A 25989-nucleotide genomic window follows, 5' to 3' on the forward strand; every position below is an offset into this window, starting at 1 on the left:
GGTCGTTTCCCCGTATGTCATGCCGGCCGCACCGCGCGCCCGGCTTGTCGTTGTATCCCGTCGTGATGGATCGGCGGTTGGCGCCGCTCGGTCTCGCGCTCGGCTCCCGCGGCTCAGCGCCCCACCGCATAGCCCTGCATGCCGCGCGGATTCGCCCCGGCGCGCAGCACCAGCCGGCCCCTGGCGTCGCGTTCGCGCGAACAGGCCGACATCCGTCCTTCCGACCACGGCTCGCCGATGCGCAGCGCGTGGCCGGCGTCGCGCAGCGCGTCCAGCGTCGCCTGCGGAAAGCGCGACTCGATGCTGAGCCGGTTCAGCACGGTCTGGCGCGGCCAGAACGAGCCCGGGAAGTGGTCGATGTGCCAGGCCGGCGCGTCGATCGCTTCCTGCAGGTTCATGCCGTGCACCGCGTGGCGCATGAAGAAGGCCAGCGACCATTGGTCCTGCTGGTCGCCGCCGGGCGTGCCGAACACCATGTAGGGCTCGCCGTCGCGCAAGGCCAGCGACGGCGACAGCGTGGTGCAGGGCCGCTTGCCGGGCGCCAGTGAATTGGGCAGACCCGGCTCGAGCCAGGTCATCTGCAGGCGCGTATTGAGCGCAAAGCCCAGCGCCGGAATGGTCGGACTCGACGACAGCCAGCCGCCGGAAGGCGTCGCCGCGACCATGTTGCCGTCGCTGTCGATCACATCGAGATGGCAGGTGTCGCCGACGAAGATCTCCTGCTCGGCCCACTGCTGCACCGGCGGCAGCGCGGCGAAGGTCGGCTCGCCGACGCCGAAGCGCGTATCGGCGCAAGCCAGCGTGCGCTCGGCCGCGTCGAGATCGGGCAGGCGCGGCGCACGGCCATCGATGGTGCCGGCGCGAATGTCGCGCGACGCCTGCGCACCGATCAGTTCGGCGCGGGCGCGCAGGTAGCCGGCATCGAGCAGGCCCTGCGCCGGCACCTCGGCAAAGCGCGGATCGCCGTACCAGGCCAGACGATCGGCCATCGCCAGCTTGGCCGCCTCGGCGATGCGATGGACGAAGCCCGGCGAGGTCGGCTCGAGCGCCTCGAGCCCGGCATGCCGCAGCATGCCGAGCTGCTGCAGGAAGGCCGGGCCCTGGCTCCAGACGCCGCACTTGGCAACCGTATAGCGGCCGAAGTCGAGCGTCAGCGGCGCCTCGACCTCGGGCTGCCAGCCCGCCATGTCCTCGTAGCGCAGCAGGCCGCGATGGCGCTCGCCGGTGGTATCGCGCACCTCCTGCGTGCGGCAATAGGTATCGATCTCGCGCGCGACGAAGCCGCGGTACCAGCAATCGAGCGCGGCATCGATCTGCTTTTCGCGCGTGTCGCCAGCGGTCTGCGCCTCTTCGACGATGCGCTGGTAGGTCCGCGCCAGCGCGGGGGTCGCATGCAGGCTGCCGGGCGTCGGCACGCGGCCATCGACCAGCCAGACGTCGGCCGAATCGCGCCACTCGCGCTGGAACAGTTCGCGCACCGCCAGGATCGCCTGCGAGATGCGCGGGACCAGCGGAAAGCCGTCGCGCGCATAGGCAATCGCCGGCGCCAGCACCTCGGCCAGCGACCACGTGCCGTAGTCGCGCAGCATGGTCAGCCAGGCACCGAACGCCCCCGGCACGGTGGCGGGCAGCAGGCCGATGCCCGGCATCAGCTCCAGGCCCATCGCCCGCATCGCGGCCGGGTCGGCCAGCGCCGGCGCCGGGCCCTGGCCGCAGATCGAACGCACCGCGCGCTCGCGCTCGCTCCACAGCAGGATCGGCGCCTCGCCGCCCGGGCCGTTCAGATGCGGCTCGACGACCTGCAGCACGAAGCCCCCGGCCACCGCGGCGTCGAAGGCGTTGCCGCCGCGCTCGAGCACGCCCATCGCGGTCTGCGAGGCCAGCCAGTGGGTCGACGAGACGACGCCGAAGGTACCGACGATTTCCGGGCGGGTGGTGAACATGCTGGTCTCTGGGTGCGGAGTGGATCGGTGGGATGGGGCAAGCGATGGGACGAGTATAGAAAGATCGAATAACCAGAACGGACGATTGCATTATTCTTCCATTCCTGAATGGTTATACGACTGCCCGCAACCGCCCCCTTCCGCCCCTTTCCGCCCCTTCCTGCCTGCCTCCATGCCCGCCTTCGCCGACCGCCTGCAGCACAACCTGGTATCCCGCCTGCGCCTGAAGCAGCTGTCGCTGCTGTTGGTATTGGAGCGGCATCGCTCGCTGTCGCGCGCCGCCGCCGAACTGAACCTGAGTCAGCCGGCGGTCACCAAGGCGCTGCGCGAAATCGAGGAGATCTTCCTGACGCCGCTGTTCCACCGTTCGCGGGCGGGACTGGAGGCGACCGAAACCGGTGCCGCGGTGCTGGCGTATGCGCGGCTGGCGCTGGCCGATGCGCGTGCGCTCGGCGACGAACTGGCGGTACTCGATGCGGGGCTTGGCGGGCGGCTGCGCATCGGCGTGATCCCGTTCATCGCGCCGGCCGTCCTGGATGCGGCCTGCTCGCACGCGCTGGGCCAGCAGCCGCGCATCGCGGTGCTGGTGCGCGAGGGCACCACCGACGAACTGGTCGGCGCGTTGCGGGCGCACGAGGTCGATTGCGTGATCGCGCGCTCCTTCTATGCCGCGGGGGAAGACATCGTGCAAGTGCCGCTGTATCGCGAGGAGCCGGCGCTGGTGGTACCGGCACGCGCGGCGGCGCGACTGTCGCGCGGCGCGCTCGACTGGGCGCGGCTCGCCACGCTCGACTGGATCATGCCGCCGCCGCAAACGCCGACCCGCCGCACCATCAATACGATGTTCGCGACGGCCGGCGTCGCGCCACCCCTGCCGCTGGTCGAGACCTATTCCATCAAGACGATCGCCACGCTGCTGCGCACGCAGCCTCGCGCGATCACCATCGTGCCGCGCGCGGTCGCGGCCGAACTCGTCAATGGCGGCGGCGCCGCGCTGTTGCCCCATGCCTTGCGCTGGGATCTGCCGCCGGTCGAGGCGATGTGGTTGCGCCGCGCCCAGCAGAGCCGGCCGCTGATGGCGCTGGTGACGGCGCTGCAGCAGGCGAGCGGCTGAAGCCGCCCTGTCACCCTGTGAGGCCGCCCCGCCCGCATCAGCGCCTGTGCCGCATCACGATTGCTGCGCGGCCTCCGGCTGCATGTAGAACACTTCCCACAGGTGGCCGTCCGGATCCTCGTAACCGTGCTGGTACATGAAGCCGTAATCCTTCGGCTCGTTCGGCGTGCGTGCGCCCGCGGCCACCGCTTTCGCGACCATGTCGTCGACCGCTGCGCGGCTGTCCATCGACAGCGCCAGAATGACCTCGGTGCTGCTGCCGGTATCGCAGATCGCCTTGCCGGTGAAGGTCTTGAAGAAATCCTCGACCAGCAGCATCACGTAAATCTGATCGGACACGATCATGCAGGTCGCATTGCGGTCGGTGAATTTGGGATCGAAGCGATAACCGAGCCGCGTAAAAAAATCGACCGAGCGGTCGAGGTCCTTGACGGGCAGGTTGACGAAAATCTGGGTCGCCATCGAGGTGTCTCCTGGTTTTGAATTGGTTCGGAACGGGATTTGTCGTTACGACGTGCTGACCCACGGATCATAACTGCCGATCGTCCACAGATGGCCTTCCAGATCGAAGCAGCTGAAATCGCGGCCGCCATAATCCTGATCCTTCAGATCGAGCACGATCTGCGCACCGGCCGCCTTGGCGCGCGCGAATACCGCGTCGGGATCCGGCACGACCAGATAAATGCTTTGCGTCTGCCCGCCGCCGACTTCATCCGGCTGGCGCATCAGCTTGCCGTACGGGGAATCGAGCACGGAGCCCAGCATCACCATGCCCTTGCCGTAATGCAATTGCGCGTGCGCGATGGTGCCGTCGTCGTTTTCCACCACCAGATGCCGGGTAAAACCGAAGGTGTCGCATAACCACGCGATTGCCGACGGCGCATCGCGATAGCGCAGGCACGGAATCGCCGTGCTGCCCGCGCCGGTGGAAGCGCCGGAATTCAAATCGGTCATGTCTGTCGCTCCTTGCGCGGCGCGTGGCCGCGTTGTCAGGCGGGAATCGAATCGAAATTTGTTCGCCGCCGGAAAATGGATTCGCTGCACGAATCACTGCAGGAACCGCTGCGGGAACGCGCTGCAGCAACCGCCTGTATCGCGCGGCAAATCCAGTAGGCAGCATAGACGATCGTTTTCGCGTGCAAAGGCCGCGCGCGATGCGACGAGAACGTTTCTTCGTACACGGGTGACCGGTTATACTCCGCGCTCCATAAACCACATTTCGGGTAAATCAAACAATGGCCGTTGCCAACAAGAAAAGCGCGCCGCGCGCAGTGAAGTCCGCCAAGCCGGCGGCGCCGACCAAGAAGGCCAGCGTGCTGGCACGCGAAGCGCAAGCCGCGAAGAAGCGCCTGCTGAAGCTGCGCGCCGACACCAAGAAGGCGATCGACGCCGCCAAGCGCGAAGTCGCGCAGGCGACCGCCGCCGCCAAGCTGGCCCTGCAGGCCGAGAAGCAAGCTGCCAAGGAAAAGCTGGCCGCGCAGAAGGAAAAGGCCAAGGCAGCGAAGGCCGCCAAGTCGGCGAAGAAGCCGGCCGGCGCCAAGACCGCCGCGCCGCGCAAGGCTGCTGCACCGAAGGCTGCTGCACCGAAGGCTGCTGCACCGAAGGCCGCCAAGGTCGCCAAGGCACCGAAGAAGGCTGCGGCACCGAAGGCCGCTGCCAAGTCCAGGCCCGCGAAGCCGGCCGCCGGCGCTGTCGCCAAGGCCGCCTGAGCACCGCCGTTCCTGCTGCATGCCCTCGTTCGAGGGCGGCACCTCGGCACCGTGGCGATCTCCCGGATCGCGCGGTGCCGACCCTCCTGCTGGGGGGCTACCGATTTGGGGGTAGCCAAGCCCTGCCCTCTGTGCAGATAATCTGCATTCTTCCGGCATCACTTTCTTGCGTTAAATCACTTTGCGTAAGTCGCTTGCGCTCATCGCAGTGAGCCTGGGCGGCGCTTTTTCCCAACGCTCGCACGATGGCCGCGCGCAAACGACACCGACTGGGAATGGCAATGAAGGAAGCCTTGCAACGTTGTCCGCTGTGCACAACCTTGACGGAAGCATCGGCACGCCCGCGTTCCTATGGGCAATGGATGCGCTATCAATGCCGCAACGACGAATGCGGCCCGAGCGAAATCAGCACCAAGGCCCGCTCGCATCTGCGCCGCGGCGAACGCCAGGCCGAACTACGCAGCGTGGCCAAATCGTGCCGGCATAACGGCGCGCGATTGCGGATCGGCTACGACGGCCCCACCGGCGAATTCCAGCTCGAAGTCGTCGAGTAAGGCGTCGGTCGCGCTGCGCACCGGCTCACGGTTCGACCGACGGCTCGCGCTTCATGCAGCGCAGCACGAAGGTCGACCGGCTGTGCCGCAGCCCCGGCAGCTTGTACAGCTTGTGGCGCAGGAATTCTTCGTAGCCTTCGGTGCCCGCCACCGCCACCTTGATCAGATAGTCATACTCGCCGGTCAGCAGGTACGCCTCCATGACCTCGGGCAGTTGCGCCAGTGCGCGGCCGAAGCGGTCGAGCATGTCGTCGTCGTGCCGCTCCAGCGTGACCTCGATCAGCACGGTGTCGGGCAGGCCCAGCGCCTTCTGGTTCAGCAAGGCGGTATAGCCCTGGATCACGCCCGCCTCCTCCAGCGCGCGCACGCGGTTCCAGCATGGCGTGGGGGACAGGCCGACCTGTTCGGCGAGCTTCAGGTTGGACAGGCGGCCGTCGCGGCGCAGCGCGCGCAGGATGCGGCGGTCCGTTTCGTCGAGCCGGGGGACGAGTCTGGATCCGGGCCTGGCGGCGGAACCGGTGGTCGGAGCGGCGGCGGGACTGGTTGTGGAATTGGCGGGGTCGGCCATGGGCATCGGTGATCGGTGGGATCGGCGGGATTGGCCGTAGAAGAGAATATTTCTCTGCCATACGCGCAAATTCTAGCCGATTCATTCTGATCCTGGCCATCGGAGCAGAATATTAAGAAGCACATTCTGCCGGCAGACTGGTAAATTCACTGCATCGTCATTTCTACCGGTTGCCGTCATGTCTGCCCCAGCCCCCACCGCCGCCCTGCAACTCGCGCTGCTGCTCGACCCGCACGACCTCATTGGCGCGATCGAGTGGACGCTGGCGACGGCGCGCCGCACCGGACTGGGGCTGGACGCGATGACGCTGGTGCCGGGCACGCTGCCCGGCGCGGGCCAATGGCTGCGGCTGTCCGTCACGGCGGACGAGCCTGCGCTGTTCCCGCTGCTGGTCAAGCGGCTGGAAAACGGCGTCGATGTGCGGGAAGTCGCGGTCGTCGAGGAATCGGCGAACCCGCCGGAAACGGCGCCCGCCCGGCGCCGCGACAGCGTGATCGCCGCGGCCGCCGCGCCGGTCCACTGAACCGGGCCCGGCGACGCCGCGGGTCAGGCCGGCTCGGCCAGCAGGCCGTGGCCGAGCCGCTGCGACAGATCGGCGGCGGCGGCCTTGATCGCCGCGGCCACCGGCCCGTCGAGCCGGGCGTCGAAGGTGGCGGCATTGCCCAGCGCCGTGATCGCCAGCACGATGCGCCCGTCCCGATCGAACACCGGCGTGCTGACCGAATCGACGCCGGCCAGCAGATCGCCATGGACGCTGCCGATCCCGCTGGCCCGCACTTGCTCGCGCAACTGCGCCACCTCGGCCGCATCGCGCGGAAAACGCGGCGGCTGCAGCGCCGCGCGCGCCTTCAGTTCGGCCTCCAGCAGCGACGCCGTCACGGCGGGATCGAGGAAGGCGGTGAAGACGCGTCCGGTCGCCGACGACAGCAGCGGCATCACCGAACCCGGCCGCACATTGACCGTGACCGGCCGCAACGAATCGCGCCACTGCACCACGGTGGGCCCGTGGTTGCCCCATACCGCCGCCAGCACTGTTTCACCGGTCGACGCGCAGATGTCGTCGAGCACCGGCGTCACCAGCCGCAGCGGATCGAGCTGGGCCAGGCAGGCCAGCCCCATCCGCAACGCATGGCGGCCGAGGCTGTAGCGGCCGGTGTCGTCCTGCTCCACATAGCCGCACTTGACGAAGCTGGCAAGGTAGCGGTGCGCCTTGGCCGGATGCATGCCGGCGGCCTGCGCCACTGTCTTCAGCGCCATCGGATGCAGCGAGCCCAGCAAGGCATCCAGGACCGACAGCCCGGTTTCCAGCGCCTGCACGCCGGCGCCGCCCCGTTCGCCGTTGCTCTCGCGCGTTTCTGTTTCCGATTCGGTTTGCGGATTGGCCATTGCCGGTCGCTCCTGGCTGGGCGTTCGTGTGTTTGTCATTACGTATGGCGTAATGCTAGCACGTACAGCGTAATTTTCCCTTGACAGTCGACAGCCCGACAATTACTTTTGGCATAACCGCATTACGCCTGACGTAATCCCAGGGATCGAGATCGGGCGAAACGCGGCCACAAGAGACGGATCACCGTCCCGACACGATTCGGCGGCGCGCCGCCCATCCCCGCAGAGGAGACAAACAATGAGAAAGATCTCGTCGATGCTGGCGCTCGCCGGCACGATGCTGACCGCCCTGGCGTTGGCGCCGCAAGCCGCCGCGCAAAGCTTCCCCAGCAAGCCGATCCGCTGGATCGTCCCCTATGCCGCCGGCGGCGGCTCGGATTTTCTGGCTCGCACCATCGGGCAACAGTTGTCCACCAATATCGGCCAGCCCATCGTGGTCGAGAACAAACCCGGCGCCAACACCGCGATCGCCGCGGCCGAGACGGCGCGCTCGCCGCACGACGGCTATACGGTGATGTCCGCCGACAACGGCACGCTCGTATTCAATCCGGCCCTGTACAAGTCGCTGAGCTACAACCCGACGCGCGATCTGGCGCCGGTTTCGCTGCTGGGCAAATTCCCGATGATCCTGGTGGTGGGCGCCAACGCCGAATACAAGGACGCGCGCGACTTTCTCGCCAAGGCCAAGGCGGCGCCCGGCAAGATCAGCTATGCCTCGGCCGGCGCCGGCAGCCCGCACCATCTGGCGATGGAATTGCTGAAGGAACGCGCCGGGGTCCGCATGGTGCATATCGGCTATCGCGGCGCCGCGCCGGCGCTGCTCGACGTGGTCGGCGGCCAGGTGCCCGCGATGATGACCGACCTGGCCGCCGGCGCCGCCTTCCTGAAGGCCGGCAAGCTGCGTCCGCTGGCGGTGGCCAACGCCACCCGGCTGCCGCAGCTGCCCAATGTGCCGACCTTCGCCGAGATCGGCCTGCAGGGCGTCGAGGCCGCCGCGCTGGTCGGCATGGTCGCGCCGGCCGGCACGCCGCCCGACGTGATCGCCAAACTGCAGACCAGCGTTGCCGCGGCGATCAGGCAGCCCGAGGTCAACCGCAAGCTGGTCGACTTCGGCGTCGAGCCGGTCGGCAGCACGCCGGAGCAATTCGCCGCGCTGCTGCGCAGCGAGACCGCCCTGTGGCACAAGCTGATCCGCGACCTGAATATCACGCTCGAATGAGCCCGGCGGGCGGGACCCTGGCGGAACCCGCCCGCGGCGCCAACGTTGTAGAGGACCGATCATGAGCGAACGCACCGAACCTGCCCGTGCGCAGGGATGCCCGTTTCACGCCGTGTCCGGCACACCGCCGGAAACGGCGCTGTTGTCGCCCACCGGCTGCCCCGTCAGCGCGCGCGCCGCGCAATTCGATCCGTTCGAAGACGGCTACCAGCAGGATCCGCCCGACTACGTGCGCTGGGCGCGCGAGCAGGAGCCGGTGTTCTACAGCCCCAGGCTCGGCTACTGGGTGGTGACGCGCTACGACGACATCAAGGCGATCTTCCGCGACAACCTGACCTTCAGCCCGTCGATTGCCCTCGAAAAAATCACGCCGACCGGCGACGAGGCCAACGCGGTGCTGGCGTCCTACGGCTACGCGATGAACCGCACGCTGGTCAACGAGGACGAGCCTGCGCACATGCCGCGCCGCCGCGTGCTGATGGAGCCGTTCACGCCCGAGCAGCTGCAGCACCACGAGCCGATGGTCCGCCGGCTGACGCGCGAATACGTCGACCGCTTCATCGACGACGGCAAGGCCGATCTGGTCGACCAGATCCTGTGGGAGGTGCCGCTGACCGTCGCGCTGCATTTCCTCGGCGTGCCCGAGGAGGACATGGACCTGCTGCGCAAGTATTCGATCGCCCATACCGTCAACACCTGGGGCCGGCCCAAACCGGAGGAACAGGTCGAGGTGGCGCACGCGGTCGGCAACTTCTGGCAACTGGCCGGGCGCATTCTCGACAAGATGCGGCAGGACCCGTCGGGCCCGGGCTGGATGCAGTACGGCATCCGCAAGCAGAAGGAATATCCGGACGTCGTCACCGACTCCTATCTGCATTCGATGATGATGGCCGGCATCGTCGCCGCGCATGAAACCACGGCGAACGCCAGCGCCAACGCGATCAAGCTGCTGCTGCAGCATCCCGACGCCTGGCGCGAGCTGTGCGAGGACCCGAACCTGATCCCCAACGCGGTCGAGGAATGCCTGCGGCACAACGGGTCGGTCGCGGCATGGCGGCGCCTGGCCACGCGCGACGTGCAAATCGGCGGCGTCGACATTCCGGCCGGCGCGAAGCTGCTGATCGTGACGTCGTCGGCCAATCACGACGAGCGCCATTTCGCCGACGCCGACCTGTTCGACATCCGCCGCGCCAATGCCAGCGACCAGCTGACCTTCGGCTACGGCGCGCATCAGTGCATGGGCAAGAACCTGGCGCGGTTGGAGATGCAGATCTTCCTCGAGGAATTCACGCGCCGGCTGCCGCATATGAAGCTGTGCGAGCAGACATTCACCTACGTGCCGAACACCTCGTTCCGCGGCCCCGAGCATCTGTGGGTCGAGTGGGACCCGAGCCAGAATCCGGAGCGGCGCAACCCCGCGCTGCTGCAGGTCCGGACACCGGTGCGGATCGGCGAGCCGTCCAGCCATGCGATCAACCGCACCGTGGTGGTCGAGAGCGTGACGCGCGCGGCCGAGGACATCGTGCGGCTGCGGCTGGTGTCGCCCGACGGCAAGCCGCTGCCGCGCTGGTCGCCGGGGTCGCATATCGATGTCGAATGCGGCGATACCGGCGTGTCGCGCCAGTATTCGCTGTGCGGCGATCCGTCCGATACCCATGCCTTCGAGATTGCGGTGCTGCGCGAGGCCGACAGCCGTGGCGGTTCCGCATGGATCCACCAACAGTTGAAGGCCGGTGATCGGCTGCGGATCCGCGGTCCGCGCAATCACTTCCGGCTCGACGAAGGCGCGCGCCGGCTGATCCTGATCGCCGGCGGCATCGGCATCACGCCGATCAGCGCGATGGCGCGGCGCGCCAGGGAACTGGGCATCGACTACCAGCTGCACTACTGCGGCCGCGGCCGCGCGTCGATGGCGCTGCTCGACGAACTGGCCGCGCTGCATGGCGAGCGGCTGCATGTCTACGCCCGGGACGAAGGCGCGCGCGCCGACCTCGATGCGGTGCTCGGCCAGCCCGATCCCGACACGCAGATCTATGCCTGCGGCCCGGCGCGAATGCTCGACGCGCTGGCGGCCAGCTGCGCGAGCTGGCCCGAGGACGCGCTGCGGGTCGAGCATTTCACGTCGACGCTGGGCGCGCTCGACCCCAGCAAGGAGCAGGCCTTCGAGGCGGAGCTGAAGGACTCGGGCATCGTCGTCACGGTGCGGGCCGATCAGACGCTGCTCGCCGCGCTGCGCGCCGCCAATATCGACGTGCAGAGCGATTGCGAGGAAGGGCTGTGCGGCTCCTGCGAAGTGCGCGTGCTGGCGGGCGAGATCGACCATCGCGATGTGGTGCTGACGCGCGCCGAGCGGGAAGCGAACGGCAAGATGATGAGCTGCTGTTCGCGGGCGAAATGCGGGCGGATCGTGCTCGAACTGTAAGCGAGTGAAATCGGCGGCCGCTCAGCCGCCCTTCCCGCCCTTCCCGGCGTCGTCCGGCAACAACTCGATGCCATCGAGATCGCGCGCGCAGGTCTCGCGGACGATCGCGACGAAGTCTCGGGCAAAGGGCCGCTCCGCCAGTGCCGCCGGCATCGCGGCATAGAGCTCGCTCCACAGCCCGCCGCTACCGATGCGTTTGGCCAGCACATAGTCGTGGTCGACGTAGTTCTTGACGCCCCAGTTCGGCAGCGCCGCAATGCCGCGCCGGCTGGCGACCAGCTGCAGGATCGCCACGGTCAGCTCGGCGGTGCGCCGCTGCAGCCGGATGCCGGCGGGCTCCAGCACCTCGCGGATCAGATCGATGCGCGGCTCCGGCACCGGATAGGTGATCAGCGTCTCGCCTTCGAGGTCGGCGGCCTCGATCCGCCGCCGGTTGCGCAGCCGGTGCTCGTTGGCGATCACCGCCAGGATCTCGAAGCGGAACAACGGCACCACGGCCAGCCCCCGCCGCGTCGGCGGCAACGAGCCGATCACCATGTCGGCCCGGCCCTCGGCCAGCAGCGCCAGCGGGTCCGCGTGAAAGCCCGCCACCAGGTCGACCTCGACCTCGGGCCAGCGCGTGCGGAATTCGTCCATCACCGGCATCAGCCAGTCGAAGCAGGTGTGGCACTCCAGCACGATGCGCAGCTCCCCGCGCGTATCGCCCTTGAGCCGCTCCAGATCGCGCTCGGCCGCGCTGATCGACGCCAGCACCTCGCGCGCGAGCGCCAGCAGCCGCTCGCCGGCCGGCGTAAAGCGCAGCCCGCCACGGGTGCGGTCGAACAGCGACAGGCCGTAATGCGATTCGATCGCCTTGATCTGATGGGACAGCGCGGACTGGCTGACATGGACGCGCTCGGCCGCGGCCGCCAGCTTGCCCGATTCGGCGATCGCGACCAGCGAGCGGAAATGGCGGACCTCGATCATGGTTGCGCCCCCGCCCGGCCTGGTGGGCGCTTGATATGAAATGCATTCATATTTTGTTTAAAACATATCACTTGATTCATTCTACCCGCGGCCGGACACTGTGCGCCAACTTGTTTTGGAGCGAGAGATGGCACGCACGCATATTCCGGGGTTCCCGCGCATCGGCGCGAAACGCGAACTGAAATTCGCGCAAGAGGCGTTCTGGCGCGGCGAGTCGAGCGAGGCGGCGCTGCGCGAATGCGCGGCGGGCCTGCGCGCGGCGCACTGGCGTCTGCAGGCCGATGCCGGCCTGGATCTGGTCGCCGCCGGCGACTTCGCCTACTACGACCAGATGCTGGGCACCAGCGCTCTGCTCGGCGCGCTGCCGGCGCGCTTCGGCTTCGATCCGCGCGCGCTGACGCTGGCACAGTATTTCGAGCTGGCGCGCGGCAACGCGGCGCAGCCGGCAATGGAAATGACCAAGTGGTTCGATACCAACTACCACTACCTGGTGCCGGAGCTGGGCCCGGACACGCGCTTCGACGGCGGCGTCGACTGGCTGTTCGACGAAATCGACGAGGCGTTGGCGCTGGGTCATCGCGTCAAGCCCGTGCTGGTCGGGCCGGTCACCTGGCTGTGGCTGTCCAAGACCCATGTCGCCGGCTTCGATCGGCTGACGCTGCTGCCGCGCCTGGCTGCCGCCTATCGCGACATCCTGCAGCGGCTGCAGGCGCGCGGCATCGAATGGGTCCAGCTCGACGAACCGGCACTGTGCCTCGAACTCGACGACGCCTGGCTCGACGGCTATGACACCGCCTATGCCGCGCTGGCCGACTGCGGCGTCAAGCTGCTGCTGGCAACCTATTTCGATTCGTCGGCCGAGCATGCCGCCCGCGCCGCCGCGCTGCCGGTGCACGGTTTCCATCTGGACCTGGTGCGCGCGCCGCAGCAGTGGCAGGCCTGGCGCGAGGTGCTGCCGGCCGACGCGGTGCTGTCGGCCGGTGTGATCGACGGCCGCAATATCTGGCGCGCCGACTTGCGCGCGATCCTCGCTCGGCTGGCGCCGCTGGACGCGGAACTGGGCGACCGCCTGTGGCTGGCGCCGTCCTGCTCGCTGCTGCATGTGCCGGTGTCGCTCGCGCCCGAATCCCGCCTCGATCCGGAAATCCGCGGCTGGCTTGCGTTTGCGACCGAAAAGCTGGACGAGCTGAAGGTGCTGGCGACCGCATTGAACGACGGCGAGGCCGCGGTGGCCGACGCACTGGCCGCCTCCGATGCGGCCCAGGCGGGCCGCCGCGCGTCCCGGCGCGTCGTCAATGCCCAGGTGCGCCAGCGCGTCGCGGCCGTGACGCCCGAGATGGCAAACCGCCGCAGTCCCTTCGCGCAGCGCATCGCCGATCAACGCGCCGCGCTGCAGCTGCCGCCGCTGCCGACCACCACCATCGGCTCGTTCCCGCAGACCCCCGAGATCCGCCAGACGCGGGCCGCCTTCAAGCGCGGCGAACTGGGCGCGCTGGCCTACCTGCAGCGCATCCGCGCCGAGATCGAGGACGCCGTGCGTCGGCAGGAAGCATTGGGGCTCGACGTGCTGGTGCACGGCGAGGCCGAGCGCAACGACATGGTCGAGTACTTCGGCGAACAGCTGTGCGGCTATGCCTTTACCGAATTCGGCTGGGTGCAAAGCTATGGCTCGCGCTGCGTCAAGCCGCCGCTGATCTATGGCGACGTCTACCGGCCCGAGCCGATCACCGTCGATACCGCCCGCTATGCGCAGTCGCTGACCGACCGGCCGATGAAGGGCATGCTGACCGGCCCGATCACGATGCTGCAATGGTCGTTCGTGCGCGACGATCAGCCGCGCGCCGATACCGCGCTGCAGCTGGCGCTGGCGATCCGCGACGAAGTCGCCGATCTGGAACAGGCCGGCATCCGCGTGATCCAGATCGACGAGCCGGCGCTGCGCGAGGGGCTACCGCTGCGGCGCGCCGATTGGGACGGCTATCTGCAATGGGCGGTGCGCGCCTTCCGCATCGCCGCGGCCGTGGTCCGCGACGATACGCAGATCCACACCCATATGTGCTACGCGGAGTTCAACGACATCCTGCCGGCGATCGCGGCGCTGGACGCCGACGTGATTACGATCGAGACCTCGCGCTCGGCGATGGAACTGCTCGACGGCTTTGCCGCGTTCGACTATCCGAACGAGATCGGGCCCGGCGTCTACGACATCCATTCGCCGCGCGTGCCCAGCGTCGAGGCGATCAGCCAGCTGCTGACGCGCGCCTGCCAGGTGATTCCGCCGGAACGGCTGTGGGTCAATCCCGATTGCGGGTTGAAGACGCGCGGCTGGGCCGAGACCGAGGCCGCGCTGCGCCATATGGTCGCGGCGGCCCGGCAGTTGCGCGAACGGCTGGCGGCCGAAGGCGTGGCCGGGGTGCGGCGGCAGCCGGTGGCGCCGGTGGGGCTGGAGCGTCCGGCCCATGCGGCGGGCCAGTGCGGTTGCGCGACGCATTGACCGGCAGTGTCGGCCCCCTTCGGACGGGGCAATAAAAGGGGGCGGCGCATGGCCGCCCCTTTTTGCGCGCCTTGCCGCCGCGTAGCGGGGCGCCCAGCGGAAGCCCAGCCGGCGCTCAGTTTGCGCCGATCCGCCGCACCGATGGCGGGCTCCAGCCACCGTCCAGCGCCGTCGGCTGCGGCCAGTAGAGCCGCAGCATCAGATTGAACGGTCCATCGGGCGCGGGCAGCCAGTTCGCCGCCTGTGCCCGCGGCGGCCGCGCTTGCTGCACCACGATCTCGATCGAGCCGTCGCGGTTGCGCCGCAAGCCATCGCGGCTGCCGATCGCGTAGCGGTTCAAGGGGTTGGCCACGACATCCTGCGCCTGGTCGTACAGCGATAGCGACCAGAAGGCCCTGGCCGGCGGCAGCGCGCTCTTGTCGAAGCGGATCACGTAGCGATGTCCGCCCTGCAGCGGCTGGCCGCTGGCGTCGGCATTGGCGCGGAACACCAGGGTGTCCTCGCCGAGGCTCGACCCCAGCGCCAGCCATGCCGTGGCCGCGCGGCGGTCATAGTCGGTGCCATAGCGGCCCGCGTCCTTGCGCGACAGCCAGGCACCCGACGCCGCGCCCTCGCCGCCCCGCGCCAGCGTGACGATGCGGGCCAACGCGCGCGTCGCGCCGTCCTGCAGCGCGCGCGCCGTTTCGGGTTCCAGCACGGTGGTCGAATACGGGGCGCCCGGCTCGATGCCCAGCGCCCGCACCTTCTGCATCATGCCCTCGTCCGCCGCGCTCGGCGGGTTGGCCGGCAACAGCGCGGCAAAGCGGTGGAAGAAGGCCTGCGCGTCCATCGCGGCGACCTGCTCGACCGGAGGCGTCTCCAGGTCGACCGCCGCCGGCGGAATCGTCGGCACCGCCGGCAGGGCGCGCCGCCCATTCGGCCAGGCGGCCAGTGGCGTCAGCCGGTAGCCGTTCTGCAGCCGGTGCACGGCCGGCAGATCCCGCTTGCCATCGACCTGGATATGGACCGCCGCCCACGCCATCGCGGTCGGGGAGCGGATCTCCCGCACTCCGGCCGGCAAGGCGCCGGTCCAGTCCGGCCCGACGATCGCATAGTTGCCGCGCTGCGTGCCGGTGGTTCGCTTGCCCAGCGCCGAGAAGACGTTGGACCAGCCGTCCATCAACTGCAACGTGTAGTAGCGGCCCTGTGTGTCCGGCACGCTCAGCACGACCGGCCCGCGGGACAGATCGAGCCAGGCGACCGAGGTCAGCGTATCGGCGTCCGGGCTCGGCATGTCAGATGCGCCGGGGCGGGGCGCGCCGCGCTGGTGGACAAAGGTATTGGCGGCCGTCTGCCCCGCCGCGCCGGCCGAGGCCCGCGCCGCCATCACCTCGCGCGTGACATCGGTCAGCACGAGGGGATAGGCGTAGGTATAGACTTCGACGGCCAGAGCGCGGGCATCGTCCCGCGTCGGTTGTACTGCCGCCCGCATCGGCGACTCGTCGGGCGCCACCGTCGCGCACCCGGCCAACAGCGCGGCGACTCCCGCCGCGCCCGCCACTAGGCGTATCCACTGCATCATTTCCCGTTCCTTCTTGTGCGGCTGCCCTCGGCGGCGAATGCCGATCCGGGGCGCCTTCTTTTCCGACCAGAATGATGGATAGCCTGGGCCAGGATTGTCAATCGACACTGTGGCGCCGGCGCGCGGCTGCTGGTCGATCTTCGCACCGCGCGACCGACCTTCGCGTCGGTCGCCCGTCAACGGTCAGCGGTGATGCAGATGGGGGTGGTAGCGCGGCTCCGGCGCGGCCGGCTTGGCCGGCGCCTTTGCACCGGGCGCCCCGGACGCACCGGACGAACCCGCCGCGCCGGGAGAGCCAGGTTTCGCACCGGCAGGGCCCGTGCCGCCAAGCCCGGCCGGCCTGCCGGCCAACGGACCGGCGGGCAATTCGTGCCCTGCCCTGGCCCCGGCCTGGTCGATCTCCGCTGCCCCCGAGCCCGCGCCGGCCACCCGCGCCGACCAGTCCTTCTGCATCAGGATAAAGTTGCCGAGCAGCGTCTCCAGTGCCGTGCGGTCGATCTTGGCTAGCGGCATGGTCTGATGCAGGATCAGCGTGCCCGACTGCGGTTCCAGGCCCAGTGCGGCGCCATGGTCGCGCAGCGGTTCCACCCCGGTGGCCAGCATCTCCTTGACCAGTTCGCGTTCGAGCCGCTCCGGCAGCTCCTCGGCGATCAATCCCACCAGCACCAGATTGTGGTTGTCATCATCGCGGCGGAAGGTGATCGGGTACTCCTCGTCGACGCGGATATGGCACAAGCCGTCCTCGTCGAATGCCATCTCGGGAATCCCGATCGATTCGCCGAACTCCGCCAGCAGGCGGTCAAATCCATCCAGTCTGTTCATTTCGTGCTCCAGTCGCATTCGCGTTCACACATCGGTTCCGTGCATCGATCGACATCGATGCCGCGGGTCGATGCTGCCGATCGGCGGCCCTCATTTCCATCTCATCGTTCCATCATTTATTGCTCATTGTCGCTACCTAGACTGGCGCCATCCTGAACCGAGACCTATCGGGCCAATACCTGGCATCGAACGCGACTCGGATTCCGGCATAGTCTTCGGAGCAACACATGACTATCCAGACGTCCAACAGCCTTGCCGTATTGCCTCGCCTGGTGCAATCGGCACGCCGTCCCATCACCGCCCATCTGCCTGCCACCCGTGTGGTGCTGGTCGACGATCACGCCGTGATGCGCGAAGGGCTGAAATCGCTGCTGACCAAGGCCGATCCGACCGTCGACATCGTGGGCGAAGCGTCGGACGGACATGGGGCCGTCCATGCCTGCCTGCAGTTCCATCCCGACCTTGTGCTGATGGATCTGCAGCTGCGTTCGCTCGACGGTGTCGATGCCATTGCGACGATTCGTCGCAGATGGCCCGGCATCCGCGTCGTGGTCCTCGCCGGCCTGCATTCGGAGAACCGCGCCGCCGCCGCGCTGCGCGCCGGCGCTCATGCCTACGTCCTCAAGCGCAGCAATCTGGAAAAGCTGATGGCAGCGCTGCACGCGGTGCGGCAGGACATGGCCTACCTCGATCCCGACATCGACCTGGAACAGGTCGATGCGATGCGCCGTACCGAGGGGGACGACGGCAGCCATGTGGCCGCCGCCGGGCTGACGCCGCGCGAGCGGCAGATACTGAAGCTCGTCGCCGAGGGACATACCAACCGGCGTGTCGCCGAGCGGCTGTCGATCAGCCTGAAGACCGTCGAGACGCACCGGATGAATCTGATGCGCAAGCTCGACGCCCACAATGTCGCCGATCTGTCCAAATGGGCGCGGCGGCTTGGACTGATCGACGTCTGATCTCGCGGCCGACATCACGCAGGCGCCCGCCGCGCCTGCTGCGCGCCGCCCCGCATCCTGTACCTGACATGGACCATGCCGGGCACATGCTCCGGGTCGCACTGGGCGCCCAGCTTGCGATAGACCTCGAGCAGACGGCGGCCCAGGCGGGCTTCGTCGCTGCCATCCTCTGCTCCCAGCGGCACCAGTCCCTCGACGGCCGACACCTCGGGCACCGATCGCTCGACCGCGTGGATCAGCGACACCAGCGCCCGCATGGCGCCGGCATCGTCTGCCGGCACGTCGATGGCCGCCATGTCGCAAATCAACATCACGCCCTGCTCGACGCGATAGATCAGATCGAGCGCGCCGACGCGCACGCGCCTGCCCAACTCGAACGCCGACTCGCCGAGATAGGCCGTCTCCGTACTCAAGCCTTTCGCCTGCAGGAAACGCGTAACCGGGTCCGCGTCCGCATCGTGCAAGGGCGCGATGCGCCGCGCTCCGGCGCAGGCGTCTTCCGGACCGCGGCAGTCCATATCGGGCAAGGAGTTCGTCATGATCGAGACGCCGCCCGGGGCCGGGCGGCACGGTTTGCAAGGGAGTGGGAAAGGAGGAACGCTGGAACGATCCATGCCAAAGACCACGGCGCGAGGGGAACGACACGCCGTGGCTTCGGTCAACGCGGCGCGACGCTGGCCTTCACGACCGCAACCGATTCCTGGGCCAACTGGCTGGCGTCCTGCAGATACTGCTGGCGGTGCTGGGCGGCGTTATCCTGTGCCTTCGACGCGTCCCGCTCCGTGGATTCCGAGACGCTGCGCGACAGATCCGAGTGGATCTGATGCTCCTCCGCCTGGCCGCGCCTGAATGCGGCGCCCATCTGCCCCGCGTTGGTAGCCAGGGAGTTGGCCGGCGACCCCAAGTGCGATCCCGCGTCCAGTCCCATGGCGAAGCCCAGATCGTTGCGCCGCCCTATAACCCCACCCCCAATACCGACAGCCAGACCGACAGCGCCGCCGACGATGCCGAGGGCACCCGCGATATATTCCGCTTCGCGGCGCAGGTCCTTTGCCTGGATGGCCTGTTTGAACGAATTCTGCTGCAGCACCGTGGCCGTCTGCTCCAGCCGGGACTGGCTTATCACATAGGTATCGTAGAGCTGCTTCATGGAACGCATCATTTCGAGGATCACTGCGCGCGCCGACATCAGCCTGTAGGCGGCATCGGAGCGATCTGGTGCGTGGGGCAGCGCGATATTGGCTGGGGTGACATTCATTGTCGTTACTCCTATCGATTCATTGCTACACATGGTCCGAAGTCCTGTGAATCCAGCATCCCCTCGGACGGTTTTGATAAAGCTGCGGTCTGCGTCAGACTCCGGCGCCGACCGCTTCGAGCGCGACATCGCGCGTCTCGGAAAGCGCCGTGGAGATTCTCTGGGTCGTGTCGACCTGGTCGCGCGTCACGCGTTCCAGCGCGTTCTTGTTCTCCTTGACCTGCCGCCCGATCAGATCGATCACGAATTGCAGCATCATGGCGCGGATCATCATTCGATCGATCTCTTCCTTCCTGTCTGCCGCGTCGATGCGCAGTGCGTTATGGACAATCTGCTGCGTGGCTGGCGCAACCACCTTGGCCGCGATCAGCGGTGCGTCCAGCGTGGCCGCCACCTTGACCGCCGCGCGCACGACCGATCGCAGCAATTGCTTCTGCACCTGCTGGATGAAGCCGGACGTCAAGGCCTCGGTCGTCATGCCGCGCATCTGCTTCGCCGCCTGCAACAGCGCTTGTTCCACCATCGTCTCCAGCGCCTGATTCGAGAACGCCTTGGTGACGGCGTCCACCACACATTGTCTGCCGGGAAAGACCTGCAACGCGTTGCGCAGCTGCGCGCCGACGTCGTCCACCAGCGTTTTCGCGATGTTCCTGGCCAGTTGCGAGGCGGCGTCGCCTCCCTGGTCCATCGCGCGCACCAGCGTCACGCCCACCGAGCTCGTTCCCGACTCCGCACCCGTTTGCAGAACGGTGCCGGCCGCCTTGCCGAGAACGGCGTTGGCCACCTTTGCCATTCTGGCCACCGAAACCAGGCTGACGACACCGGCCGCCATCCCAAGGCCCATCTCCCACTTCGCCAGTTCCTTGATATGGGAGCCGAGCTTTCCGGCGAGCTCCGGGTGCGCCATCTGCACGCTCTGCAGCGTGCATTTGGCCACGCCAACCAATCCGGCGCTCAGGTCGAGGATCCCGGTCGGCTGTCCGGTGGCGAGCTTCAGCGCGCCGGTGACCACCTGCGCGAGCGAGGTCGCCCAACCCAACGCCAACGCCGCAATCTGGCCCTTGCCTGCCTTGCGCTCGAGCTGCCGCTGCTTCTCGGCGGCTTCCTTCGCGTTGCGCTCCTTCTCCTGGATGGCCGCCACCTCCTGCTTGCGCAGATCCCTGGTGTTTTCGAGATTGGCGCGGGTCATGTCGGCCGAAAACCGATTGGACTCGAGTTGCAGCTGCAGCAGTACCGACTCCGGATTCAGCGCCCGGTGATAGAACGCCTGCAGCGAGTCCGTCGCCTTGCCAAGGTCGTTCAACGCCAGTTCCGTACCCTTGTCATCGCCTTTGACTGCCGCGGCGGCCGTACGCACGGCCCCGGACAGGATGCCGATCACGCTGTCCCAGGCCTCGCCCGCCGCACGCGCGTCCACCGCTTCCATCGCGGACGGCGGCGGCTTGAGCAGCGACGACACATCGTCCGGCGCCTCGAATGTCTCTGCCGCCGGCACGCTGATGCACGGCTGCGCGGCACCGCTCGCCTGAGTCCGCTTGCGCGCTTCGATCGCTTCGGGGCGAACGTCGCCCCAATCCCGGCCCGGCATGAAGCCGGCCTGCTGCAGTGCATTCGCACTGTTCATTCCACCGTTCATTTCACTCCTCCTTCGTTTGGCAGAGCTTCGCCCTGCATCGGCCTGGCGGATTTCAACGCCAGCAGCGATCGCAACGACTGCTCGGCGAGCCCACGCAATTGCTGATGTTCCGTCTGTTGTCCGCACCACTTGATGGCAGCTTCGTAGGCCTCGGCTGCCTTGCCGTAGTCGCCGCATAGCTGCAGGCTCAATCCGGCCAGATACGGCGGCTGCGGCTCCCACATTCGCAATCCCGCGCAGCGCACGAAGCAGTAGATCGCCTCGTCGTGCCGGCGCAGCTTCTGCAGGCAGAGCCCAAGCGAGAGCCAATAGTCATAGGCATGCGGGTCGATTGCCGCCAGCGAGAAGAACACCTGCCGGGCACCCTCGTGATCGCCGGCTTCGTATCGCTGGCAGGCGTATGCATACAACGTCTCGAGTGCGACCGCGTCGAGCCTGAACAGGCGACGCAATGTCCCGCCTTCGGCGAAGTACTGCTCGACGCTGCCGCACGCCCCGTCGGCGGGATCGACGACCGCGGGAATTGGCGCAGCGGTCTCCGCTGGCGGCGCATCGCCTGGCAACTTCCGAAGACACTTCACGGTCTTCTCCTCCTGTCCTGGTGCCGCAGGCGCGTCAGATCTTCGCGGCGACCTGTTCCTTCACGCGCTTGGTCGCGTCGATCAGTGCGGTCAACAGTTGCTGGAACACCTGCAGCAGGCCAAGGGCAAGCTGCATCTGCTGCATGTACTGGCTGTTCGCATCGGTGTATTTGCTCTTGTCGATCTCCAACGAGCTGATCACGGTGTTCAGCTCGTTGAGGGAATAGTCCTGATCGGCGAACTCCTGAAACGTGGCGAATTTTTCCTGGGGCTTGTATCCCTTGACCTCAAGGTTGTTGGTCCAGATAAACCAGGCGAGCTGCGAGCCCAGCTTGATCCTCCTGGTCGGGTCCTCGGCCTGTATCTGGTCGATCAGCACGCGAACCCCGTTCTTCAGCTGCTCGATGGCTCGGGCCATATCGTTGTTGTATCGGAAGTCCTCCATGCGGGCACCGACCTCCTGGCGCTGGCTTTCGATCGCCATGAACATGGCCTGAAAGTTTGCGGCATCGGTCGCTGCCAGGGGGTTGTAGTTGCGGGTGACCAAAGGGCCGGGTATCACGGGCGGCTCCGCGACCGGGCTCAGAGTCGGCGGCAGTTTGTCATTGAGCGGGGCGTCCGTCTCCAGCCACGGGGTGGGTCTTGGTGCTACATAAGAAGGCATCGTCTACTCCATTCAATCGTCAATATCAGCCGCGTCATGCAAAACGGCGCACGCGCTTTCTCTTTGGCGCGATCGCCGCGTCCTCGGCACGAGGCGTCACCGGGACGGGTTTCTCGTTGTCGTCACCGCCGCGCAGACCGAACACCTCCTGCTTGTAGCGCTGCATCTCGCGGCGGTCCTGCGCAGAGCGCAGATTCATTTCCTTGATCAGGGCCTGCAGCTGGTGCATGCGGCGCTCTGCGTCCTCGATATCGCCACGGCACTCCGCCAGGCTCGCCTCCAGCGAGACGACAGCCTCGGCCGCCTTTGGATCCTTGCTGGCACGCAGATAGAGATCGTCGACACGCTGCTGGATCGATGCCCAGTCGGTCATCTCCTTGAGCAACATCGCGCGGAGGCGATCCAGAATTTCCCAAGCCTCCTTCCACACCTGTTCGTGCGCCTGCTCCTGGTCTTGGCCCTTGTCTTCCTCTTTTCCGTGTTCCATTTCGTTCAACTCCTTTGGAAGTCCGTGCACCCGACTCTACGGATCATGGCTTCACGAATCTATTGAAAAAACCGGTGCGCTAAAGCATTTGGCTACTGTTCGGGTAATGGGCTCGCCGGCTGTCTGTCGCGCGCCCAAGGGCCGCATCGACGCTCACGCACGCTTTGCCGCGAGCCGGCGCCATACCTTGTCGACCGTGCGCGTGCCGGCGCCACAGAGCTCGCGCAGCGCGTTCAGCGTGGCGAAGGCTTCGGGGGTCTGCGGCTCGCGCAGCTGTGCGTCGATGCTTCGGCGTGCGCGCGCCAGTTCGGCGCGCAACTGCTTGCGCAGGACGCCATCGCTGTCCTCGGCCAGACGGCCTTCTAGCCTGGTGCCATACAAGGCAGGTTGCTGGCGAGGTTTCGGGGCAGGTTTCGACGTGGGGTCCATCACAACTCCAGCGGTAGATGCATCAGTTCGCCCTCGCGCTCGAGGTCGATGCCGTTGCGGTCCAGATGCACGATCACGTGGCCTGCGGGCAGCCGGCTGCCGGCTTTCAGGCGCGTGCCGTTGGCCAGATCGAGAAAGGCCAGTTCGCCGCTGCCGCCGAAGCTGACCACCGGCGCGGGGAAGATGCCGGTCTGGATCGACCGGGTCGGGATGTTCTGGAAGATGACCTTCGGCGCATCGGGATGCGCGCCGGCAAAGGCGTGCGTGACCGCGGACAGGCTGCGCTGTGCCCCGTCGTCGAGCACGCCGGTGATCAGGATCAGGTCCTTCTCGCGCGCGACGCTCAGACGCCCGATCAGGCCCGCATCGCGCAGCATGCCGATCAATGTCTTGACGCTGGTGCCGACCGGATCCTCGACCGACCATCGCTGCAGCCCCTGCATCGACGACAGCATCGACACGGCACGGCGCCAGCGTGCGTCGGCCTGGATGGTGCCCTGGATGGTCACCGCGCCGATCGATGGACCGGGCCGAGCCCGCGCCTCGCTGAAGCCGTGCAGATTCAGCACGGCCTGCACGTTGCGCACCAGTTCGTCCTGGCACAAGGTCTGGTCGCGATACGGCTTGCCATGCTCGCGCAGCTTGTCGACCAGCGCGTTGCGCGCGGTCGAATCGAGGCAGCTGCCGCCGAGCACCATCAGCCCGTCCGGCTGCGTGGCAACGTCGATGCCCTGCTGCCGCGCCCGCTTGCGCCATTCGGCGAGCCATTCTTCACGGTCCACCACCGCGCTGTCCGGCTCCAGCATGCCGTAGGCCCAGATCGCCGCGCCCGCGCTGCCGGACATCAACAGCACCAGCCCCGCGTACGCGAGCACCGTGGAGACCATGCCGCGCCGCCCGTCGCGCCGGGGCGGTACCTTGCGATCGGGCAACGGCCGGTCGGCTTTGCCGATCAGCAGCGCAAGGCCGCCGATGTCGACGACCTTCTCCAGCGGCAACGGCCCCTCCACCGGCCTGATCGGCGCGCCTTCGATCCATACCGGCGTCTCCGTGCGCAGCAGCACCCCCTGCTCGGTGCAGTCGAGTACCGCGCGGCCGCCGCCCTCGAGCATGGCGTCGAGATCGGGGTCGGCGCCGCCGATGGTGAATTCGCCCTCGGGCAAGCGCAGCCGGCGTCCGGCCAGCGGTCCGCTGAGGATCTTGATCTGGTATCGGTATTTCATGACCACTTCAGTTGAGGGCGTGCGGTTCGGCCTTGATCAGGAACAGGCGCACGACGCTCAGGTTCTCCCGGGTCTCGTTGCGGAACAGGCCGCCGACCAGCGGCAAGTCGCCGAGCAGCGGAATCTTGCGTTGGCCCTGCCGCTGCTTCTCCTCGACGAAGCCGCCCAGCAGCAGGCTCTGTCCCGGCCGCAGGATGGCCTGCGTGGCAATGCCCGAGTTGCGCACCTGCGGCAGCTGCTCGATGTTGTTGGCCGGCGGCTCCTGGCGGCCGTCCTGGATGTCGAGCGTCAGCATTACCTCCTGCTCGCCCTGCATGTCGATCAGACGCGGGGTCACGCGCAGCAGCGAGCCGGCCGCCACGGAGGCGAGCTCGGCGACCTTGTTGCCCTGCAGCTTGGTGTAGAAGGTGATATTGCGATCGAGCACCGCCTGTACGTTGTTCAGCGTCACCACCGACGGGCGCGACAGCACCTTGGCCTTGGAGTTCTGCTCCAGCGCATTGATGCGGACGAAGAAGTCCGCGGTGTTGCTCAGCACGGTCGAGAAGGTGCCGTCGGCGGCCGCGGCGCCATTGCCGGAGTTGAAGCTGATGCGCGACTTGCCGATGCCGACGCTGCCGCCGATATCGAGCCCGAGCTCGCGCATGTCGGCGGCGTCCACGTCGATGATGGCCACCGAGATCTCGATCTGCCGCGGCCGCTGGTCCAGCTGCCTGATCAGCTCGGCGTACAGCGGGATGTTGGACTTGCGGTCGCGCACGATCACCGCGTTGTTGCGCGCATCGGCCGAGAAGGTCGGCTGCGTGCCGGCGGCCGGCACCACCTGCCCGCCTTCGGTCGGCGCCGGGATTGCCCGGCTGCGCACCATCTCGCGTAACTCCGTGACCACGCCCGGAATCACCACCTGCTGGTCGCGGTAGGTGTACGCCCCGTCGACCGCCGAGGCATAGCGCAGGGGGAAGACCTGCACGACCTCCTTGTTCTGCGTCTGGTTCAGCGTCTTTTCGTCGAGGTCCTTGGCCAGCTTGCCGATCCGCTGCACGCAGACCGGCACGCCGAAGACCTCGACCGCATTGAAATTGCTGACCGGCCGCACCGAGCAGGTGCCGCCCTTGAACACGCCGGCCTCGCGCAGATACTGCGCCAGCTCCCCGGCATCGAGATAGGAAGGGGTCAGGACCTCGGTCCTGACCTCGCCGGCCTTGTAGGCATAGAGCACGCGGCCGTCGAAATACCAGGCCAGGTTGTACAGTTGCGCCAGCTGGTCGAGCAGGCGCTCGGGCTGACGGCCCTGCAGCGTGCCGACGAAGGTATCGTTGACATCGGGGCTGACGATCACCGGCACGCCATAGTTGGCGCCCAGGTCGCGCAGCAGCGCGGCGACCTTCATGCCCCGCGAAGACACCGAGAACTCGGGGCCCGACAGGCCCAGCGGGCCGGATGCCGCCTGCGCCCCCAGAGCGAAGACCAGCGTGGCGGCAAGAAGCGACAGCTTGCCCAGCTGCAATGCGTTCATATCAATCTTCCAATATCCGAACCCGGTCCGGTCCCGGCCGGCTGCGCGCTTTCGGCCAGCCGGCGTACCAGCGCCAGTTGCAGCGCAAGCCGCTCTTCCAGTTGCCTGGCTTCGATGTCGTGGTCGTAGCGGTGCCACAGCACCCACGTCTCACCATCGAGGGCCAGCGCGTCGTCGACCGCCGCCGGCGTTGCCGCCAGCGACAGCGTCGCGTCGTCGAGCCAGCCCTCGGCGGGTTCGCCCCCGGGCTCGAGCTGCAGCCCGATGCACAGTCCCGCCTCGAGACACCACGCCCAGGCCGCCACACCGCCGACCTCGATCTGCGCGGTCGGCCCATTGGCGGCGATCACCGCGACGCAGGGGCAATCCATCAGCTTGCGCAGCCAGGCGTTGGCGCCGCGCTGGCCCGGAATGGACGGTGGATTCATCGACTGATCTTCGGGCAGTGGCGGCGACCGCGTGATCCGGTCATGAC

The 25989-nt window shown here is 67.6% G+C and carries 26 protein-coding genes; 8 read left to right on the forward strand and 18 right to left on the reverse strand.

Features of this window, described 5'->3' with window-relative positions; all coding sequences use genetic code 11:
• Positions 1-113 precede the first annotated feature (113 nt).
• Complete coding sequence (locus J5T34_RS22135; protein ID WP_208583025.1) at positions 114-1943, reverse strand: gamma-glutamyltransferase family protein; 1830 nt, start codon at positions 1941-1943, stop codon at positions 114-116.
• A 172-nt stretch (positions 1944-2115) separates the two neighbouring features.
• Here J5T34_RS22135 and J5T34_RS22140 point away from each other — a divergent pair, with 172 nt between their 5' ends.
• Positions 2116-3057: a LysR family transcriptional regulator gene (locus tag J5T34_RS22140; protein WP_208583026.1), complete on the forward strand. Its 942-nt coding sequence runs from the start codon at positions 2116-2118 to the stop codon at positions 3055-3057.
• A gap of 54 nt (positions 3058-3111) precedes the next feature.
• Here J5T34_RS22140 and J5T34_RS22145 read toward each other — a convergent pair whose 3' ends face one another.
• Positions 3112-3519: a VOC family protein gene (locus J5T34_RS22145; RefSeq protein ID WP_174107918.1), complete on the reverse strand. Its 408-nt coding sequence runs from the start codon at positions 3517-3519 to the stop codon at positions 3112-3114.
• Between the two features lie 45 nt (positions 3520-3564).
• Positions 3565-4011: a VOC family protein gene (locus J5T34_RS22150; protein WP_208583027.1), complete on the reverse strand. Its 447-nt coding sequence runs from the start codon at positions 4009-4011 to the stop codon at positions 3565-3567.
• Positions 4012-4292: 281 nt separating this feature from the next.
• Here J5T34_RS22150 and J5T34_RS22155 point away from each other — a divergent pair, with 281 nt between their 5' ends.
• Positions 4293-4766: a fumarate hydratase gene (locus J5T34_RS22155; RefSeq protein WP_208583028.1), complete on the forward strand. Its 474-nt coding sequence runs from the start codon at positions 4293-4295 to the stop codon at positions 4764-4766.
• A 245-nt stretch (positions 4767-5011) separates the two neighbouring features.
• Complete coding sequence (locus J5T34_RS22160) at positions 5012-5320, forward strand: hypothetical protein (protein WP_244259149.1); 309 nt, start codon at positions 5012-5014, stop codon at positions 5318-5320.
• A 25-nt stretch (positions 5321-5345) separates the two neighbouring features.
• Here the strand turns inward: J5T34_RS22160 and J5T34_RS22165 are convergent, their stop codons facing one another.
• A complete protein-coding gene (locus tag J5T34_RS22165) occupies positions 5346-5894 on the reverse strand; it encodes an Lrp/AsnC family transcriptional regulator (protein WP_432207697.1) in 549 nt (182 codons plus the stop codon).
• A 172-nt stretch (positions 5895-6066) separates the two neighbouring features.
• Between J5T34_RS22165 and J5T34_RS22170 the strand changes: the two genes are divergently transcribed.
• The gene (locus tag J5T34_RS22170; protein WP_208583029.1) at positions 6067-6411 is read left to right on the forward strand and encodes a hypothetical protein; all 345 of its coding nucleotides are present in this window, start codon (positions 6067-6069) and stop codon (positions 6409-6411) included.
• Between the two features lie 23 nt (positions 6412-6434).
• Here the strand turns inward: J5T34_RS22170 and J5T34_RS22175 are convergent, their stop codons facing one another.
• Positions 6435-7274 carry an IclR family transcriptional regulator gene (locus tag J5T34_RS22175; protein WP_208583030.1) on the reverse strand — a complete coding sequence of 280 codons (840 nt, stop codon included), beginning with the start codon at positions 7272-7274 and terminating at the stop codon, positions 6435-6437.
• Between the two features lie 238 nt (positions 7275-7512).
• Here J5T34_RS22175 and J5T34_RS22180 point away from each other — a divergent pair, with 238 nt between their 5' ends.
• Positions 7513-8493, forward strand: coding sequence for a Bug family tripartite tricarboxylate transporter substrate binding protein (locus tag J5T34_RS22180; protein ID WP_208583031.1), 981 nt, complete (start codon positions 7513-7515; stop codon positions 8491-8493).
• 61 nt (positions 8494-8554) lie between these two features.
• Positions 8555-10915 carry a cytochrome P450/oxidoreductase gene (locus tag J5T34_RS22185; RefSeq protein WP_208583032.1) on the forward strand — a complete coding sequence of 787 codons (2361 nt, stop codon included), beginning with the start codon at positions 8555-8557 and terminating at the stop codon, positions 10913-10915.
• Positions 10916-10936: 21 nt separating this feature from the next.
• On the opposite strand, the gene J5T34_RS22190 is transcribed toward J5T34_RS22185, so the two are convergent.
• The gene (locus J5T34_RS22190) at positions 10937-11881 is read right to left on the reverse strand and encodes a LysR family transcriptional regulator (protein WP_208583033.1); all 945 of its coding nucleotides are present in this window, start codon (positions 11879-11881) and stop codon (positions 10937-10939) included.
• Positions 11882-12008: 127 nt separating this feature from the next.
• On the opposite strand from J5T34_RS22190, the gene metE reads away from it, so the two are divergent.
• Positions 12009-14375, forward strand: a complete 2367-nt coding sequence (gene metE / locus J5T34_RS22195) for a 5-methyltetrahydropteroyltriglutamate--homocysteine S-methyltransferase (protein ID WP_208583034.1) — start codon at positions 12009-12011, stop codon at positions 14373-14375.
• A gap of 115 nt (positions 14376-14490) precedes the next feature.
• Here the strand turns inward: metE and J5T34_RS22200 are convergent, their stop codons facing one another.
• On the reverse strand, positions 14491-15936 hold the full coding sequence (locus tag J5T34_RS22200; RefSeq protein WP_208583035.1) for a DUF1254 domain-containing protein: 1446 nt from the start codon (positions 15934-15936) through the stop codon (positions 14491-14493).
• 183 nt (positions 15937-16119) lie between these two features.
• On the reverse strand, positions 16120-16758 hold the full coding sequence (locus tag J5T34_RS22205; RefSeq protein ID WP_208583036.1) for a type III secretion system chaperone: 639 nt from the start codon (positions 16756-16758) through the stop codon (positions 16120-16122).
• A gap of 227 nt (positions 16759-16985) precedes the next feature.
• Here J5T34_RS22205 and J5T34_RS22210 point away from each other — a divergent pair, with 227 nt between their 5' ends.
• Positions 16986-17720, forward strand: coding sequence for a response regulator (locus J5T34_RS22210; RefSeq protein WP_208583037.1), 735 nt, complete (start codon positions 16986-16988; stop codon positions 17718-17720).
• 14 nt (positions 17721-17734) lie between these two features.
• On the opposite strand, the gene J5T34_RS22215 is transcribed toward J5T34_RS22210, so the two are convergent.
• The 10 genes from J5T34_RS22215 to J5T34_RS22260 form a co-directional block, all read right to left on the reverse strand.
• The gene (locus J5T34_RS22215) at positions 17735-18259 is read right to left on the reverse strand and encodes a hypothetical protein (protein WP_208583038.1); all 525 of its coding nucleotides are present in this window, start codon (positions 18257-18259) and stop codon (positions 17735-17737) included.
• 119 nt (positions 18260-18378) lie between these two features.
• Positions 18379-18978, reverse strand: coding sequence for a hypothetical protein (locus J5T34_RS22220; protein WP_208583039.1), 600 nt, complete (start codon positions 18976-18978; stop codon positions 18379-18381).
• A gap of 94 nt (positions 18979-19072) precedes the next feature.
• Positions 19073-20437, reverse strand: a complete 1365-nt coding sequence (sctE, locus tag J5T34_RS22225) for a type III secretion system translocon subunit SctE (RefSeq protein WP_208583040.1) — start codon at positions 20435-20437, stop codon at positions 19073-19075.
• 173 nt (positions 20438-20610) lie between these two features.
• Positions 20611-21177 carry a SycD/LcrH family type III secretion system chaperone gene (locus J5T34_RS22230; RefSeq protein ID WP_208583041.1) on the reverse strand — a complete coding sequence of 189 codons (567 nt, stop codon included), beginning with the start codon at positions 21175-21177 and terminating at the stop codon, positions 20611-20613.
• Positions 21178-21229: 52 nt separating this feature from the next.
• Positions 21230-21859, reverse strand: a complete 630-nt coding sequence (locus J5T34_RS22235; protein ID WP_208583042.1) for a hypothetical protein — start codon at positions 21857-21859, stop codon at positions 21230-21232.
• A 34-nt stretch (positions 21860-21893) separates the two neighbouring features.
• Positions 21894-22346 carry a hypothetical protein gene (locus tag J5T34_RS22240; RefSeq protein WP_208583043.1) on the reverse strand — a complete coding sequence of 151 codons (453 nt, stop codon included), beginning with the start codon at positions 22344-22346 and terminating at the stop codon, positions 21894-21896.
• 153 nt (positions 22347-22499) lie between these two features.
• The gene (locus J5T34_RS22245) at positions 22500-22775 is read right to left on the reverse strand and encodes an EscE/YscE/SsaE family type III secretion system needle protein co-chaperone (protein WP_208583044.1); all 276 of its coding nucleotides are present in this window, start codon (positions 22773-22775) and stop codon (positions 22500-22502) included.
• Positions 22775-23998 (reverse strand): type III secretion system inner membrane ring subunit SctD, encoded by a 1224-nt coding sequence (gene sctD / locus J5T34_RS22250; RefSeq protein ID WP_208583045.1) that lies wholly within the window; start codon positions 23996-23998, stop codon positions 22775-22777. The genes J5T34_RS22245 and sctD overlap by 1 nt, the downstream gene beginning before the upstream one ends.
• A gap of 7 nt (positions 23999-24005) precedes the next feature.
• Positions 24006-25514, reverse strand: coding sequence for an EscC/YscC/HrcC family type III secretion system outer membrane ring protein (locus tag J5T34_RS22255; RefSeq protein WP_208583046.1), 1509 nt, complete (start codon positions 25512-25514; stop codon positions 24006-24008).
• On the reverse strand, positions 25511-25942 hold the full coding sequence (locus tag J5T34_RS22260; protein ID WP_208583047.1) for a hypothetical protein: 432 nt from the start codon (positions 25940-25942) through the stop codon (positions 25511-25513). Before J5T34_RS22260 ends, J5T34_RS22255 begins: the two co-directional genes overlap by 4 nt.
• Positions 25943-25989 lie beyond the last annotated feature (47 nt).

Source organism: Cupriavidus gilardii, assembly GCF_017598945.1.
In the GTDB taxonomy this organism is placed as follows: domain Bacteria; phylum Pseudomonadota; class Gammaproteobacteria; order Burkholderiales; family Burkholderiaceae; genus Cupriavidus; species Cupriavidus gilardii_E.

What these genes read in the sequence shown, in the direction of transcription:
- J5T34_RS22135 (WP_208583025.1), bottom strand. Translation starts at nt 1,943, where the DNA reads ATGTTCACCACCCGCCCGGAAATCGTCGGTACCTTCGGCGTCGTCTCG.
- J5T34_RS22140 (WP_208583026.1), top strand. Translation starts at nt 2,116, where the DNA reads ATGCCCGCCTTCGCCGACCGCCTGCAGCACAACCTGGTATCCCGCCTG.
- J5T34_RS22145 (WP_174107918.1), bottom strand. Translation starts at nt 3,519, where the DNA reads ATGGCGACCCAGATTTTCGTCAACCTGCCCGTCAAGGACCTCGACCGC.
- J5T34_RS22150 (WP_208583027.1), bottom strand. Translation starts at nt 4,011, where the DNA reads ATGACCGATTTGAATTCCGGCGCTTCCACCGGCGCGGGCAGCACGGCG.
- J5T34_RS22155 (WP_208583028.1), top strand. Translation starts at nt 4,293, where the DNA reads ATGGCCGTTGCCAACAAGAAAAGCGCGCCGCGCGCAGTGAAGTCCGCC.
- J5T34_RS22160 (WP_244259149.1), top strand. Translation starts at nt 5,012, where the DNA reads ATGGCCGCGCGCAAACGACACCGACTGGGAATGGCAATGAAGGAAGCC.
- J5T34_RS22165 (WP_432207697.1), bottom strand. Translation starts at nt 5,894, where the DNA reads ATGCCCATGGCCGACCCCGCCAATTCCACAACCAGTCCCGCCGCCGCT.
- J5T34_RS22170 (WP_208583029.1), top strand. Translation starts at nt 6,067, where the DNA reads ATGTCTGCCCCAGCCCCCACCGCCGCCCTGCAACTCGCGCTGCTGCTC.
- J5T34_RS22175 (WP_208583030.1), bottom strand. Translation starts at nt 7,274, where the DNA reads ATGGCCAATCCGCAAACCGAATCGGAAACAGAAACGCGCGAGAGCAAC.
- J5T34_RS22180 (WP_208583031.1), top strand. Translation starts at nt 7,513, where the DNA reads ATGAGAAAGATCTCGTCGATGCTGGCGCTCGCCGGCACGATGCTGACC.
- J5T34_RS22185 (WP_208583032.1), top strand. Translation starts at nt 8,555, where the DNA reads ATGAGCGAACGCACCGAACCTGCCCGTGCGCAGGGATGCCCGTTTCAC.
- J5T34_RS22190 (WP_208583033.1), bottom strand. Translation starts at nt 11,881, where the DNA reads ATGATCGAGGTCCGCCATTTCCGCTCGCTGGTCGCGATCGCCGAATCG.
- metE (WP_208583034.1), top strand. Translation starts at nt 12,009, where the DNA reads ATGGCACGCACGCATATTCCGGGGTTCCCGCGCATCGGCGCGAAACGC.
- J5T34_RS22200 (WP_208583035.1), bottom strand. Translation starts at nt 15,936, where the DNA reads ATGATGCAGTGGATACGCCTAGTGGCGGGCGCGGCGGGAGTCGCCGCG.
- J5T34_RS22205 (WP_208583036.1), bottom strand. Translation starts at nt 16,758, where the DNA reads ATGAACAGACTGGATGGATTTGACCGCCTGCTGGCGGAGTTCGGCGAA.
- J5T34_RS22210 (WP_208583037.1), top strand. Translation starts at nt 16,986, where the DNA reads ATGACTATCCAGACGTCCAACAGCCTTGCCGTATTGCCTCGCCTGGTG.
- J5T34_RS22215 (WP_208583038.1), bottom strand. Translation starts at nt 18,259, where the DNA reads ATGACGAACTCCTTGCCCGATATGGACTGCCGCGGTCCGGAAGACGCC.
- J5T34_RS22220 (WP_208583039.1), bottom strand. Translation starts at nt 18,978, where the DNA reads ATGAATGTCACCCCAGCCAATATCGCGCTGCCCCACGCACCAGATCGC.
- J5T34_RS22235 (WP_208583042.1), bottom strand. Translation starts at nt 21,859, where the DNA reads ATGCCTTCTTATGTAGCACCAAGACCCACCCCGTGGCTGGAGACGGAC.
- J5T34_RS22240 (WP_208583043.1), bottom strand. Translation starts at nt 22,346, where the DNA reads ATGGAACACGGAAAAGAGGAAGACAAGGGCCAAGACCAGGAGCAGGCG.
- J5T34_RS22245 (WP_208583044.1), bottom strand. Translation starts at nt 22,775, where the DNA reads ATGGACCCCACGTCGAAACCTGCCCCGAAACCTCGCCAGCAACCTGCC.
- sctD (WP_208583045.1), bottom strand. Translation starts at nt 23,998, where the DNA reads ATGAAATACCGATACCAGATCAAGATCCTCAGCGGACCGCTGGCCGGA.
- J5T34_RS22255 (WP_208583046.1), bottom strand. Translation starts at nt 25,514, where the DNA reads ATGAACGCATTGCAGCTGGGCAAGCTGTCGCTTCTTGCCGCCACGCTG.
- J5T34_RS22260 (WP_208583047.1), bottom strand. Translation starts at nt 25,942, where the DNA reads ATGAATCCACCGTCCATTCCGGGCCAGCGCGGCGCCAACGCCTGGCTG.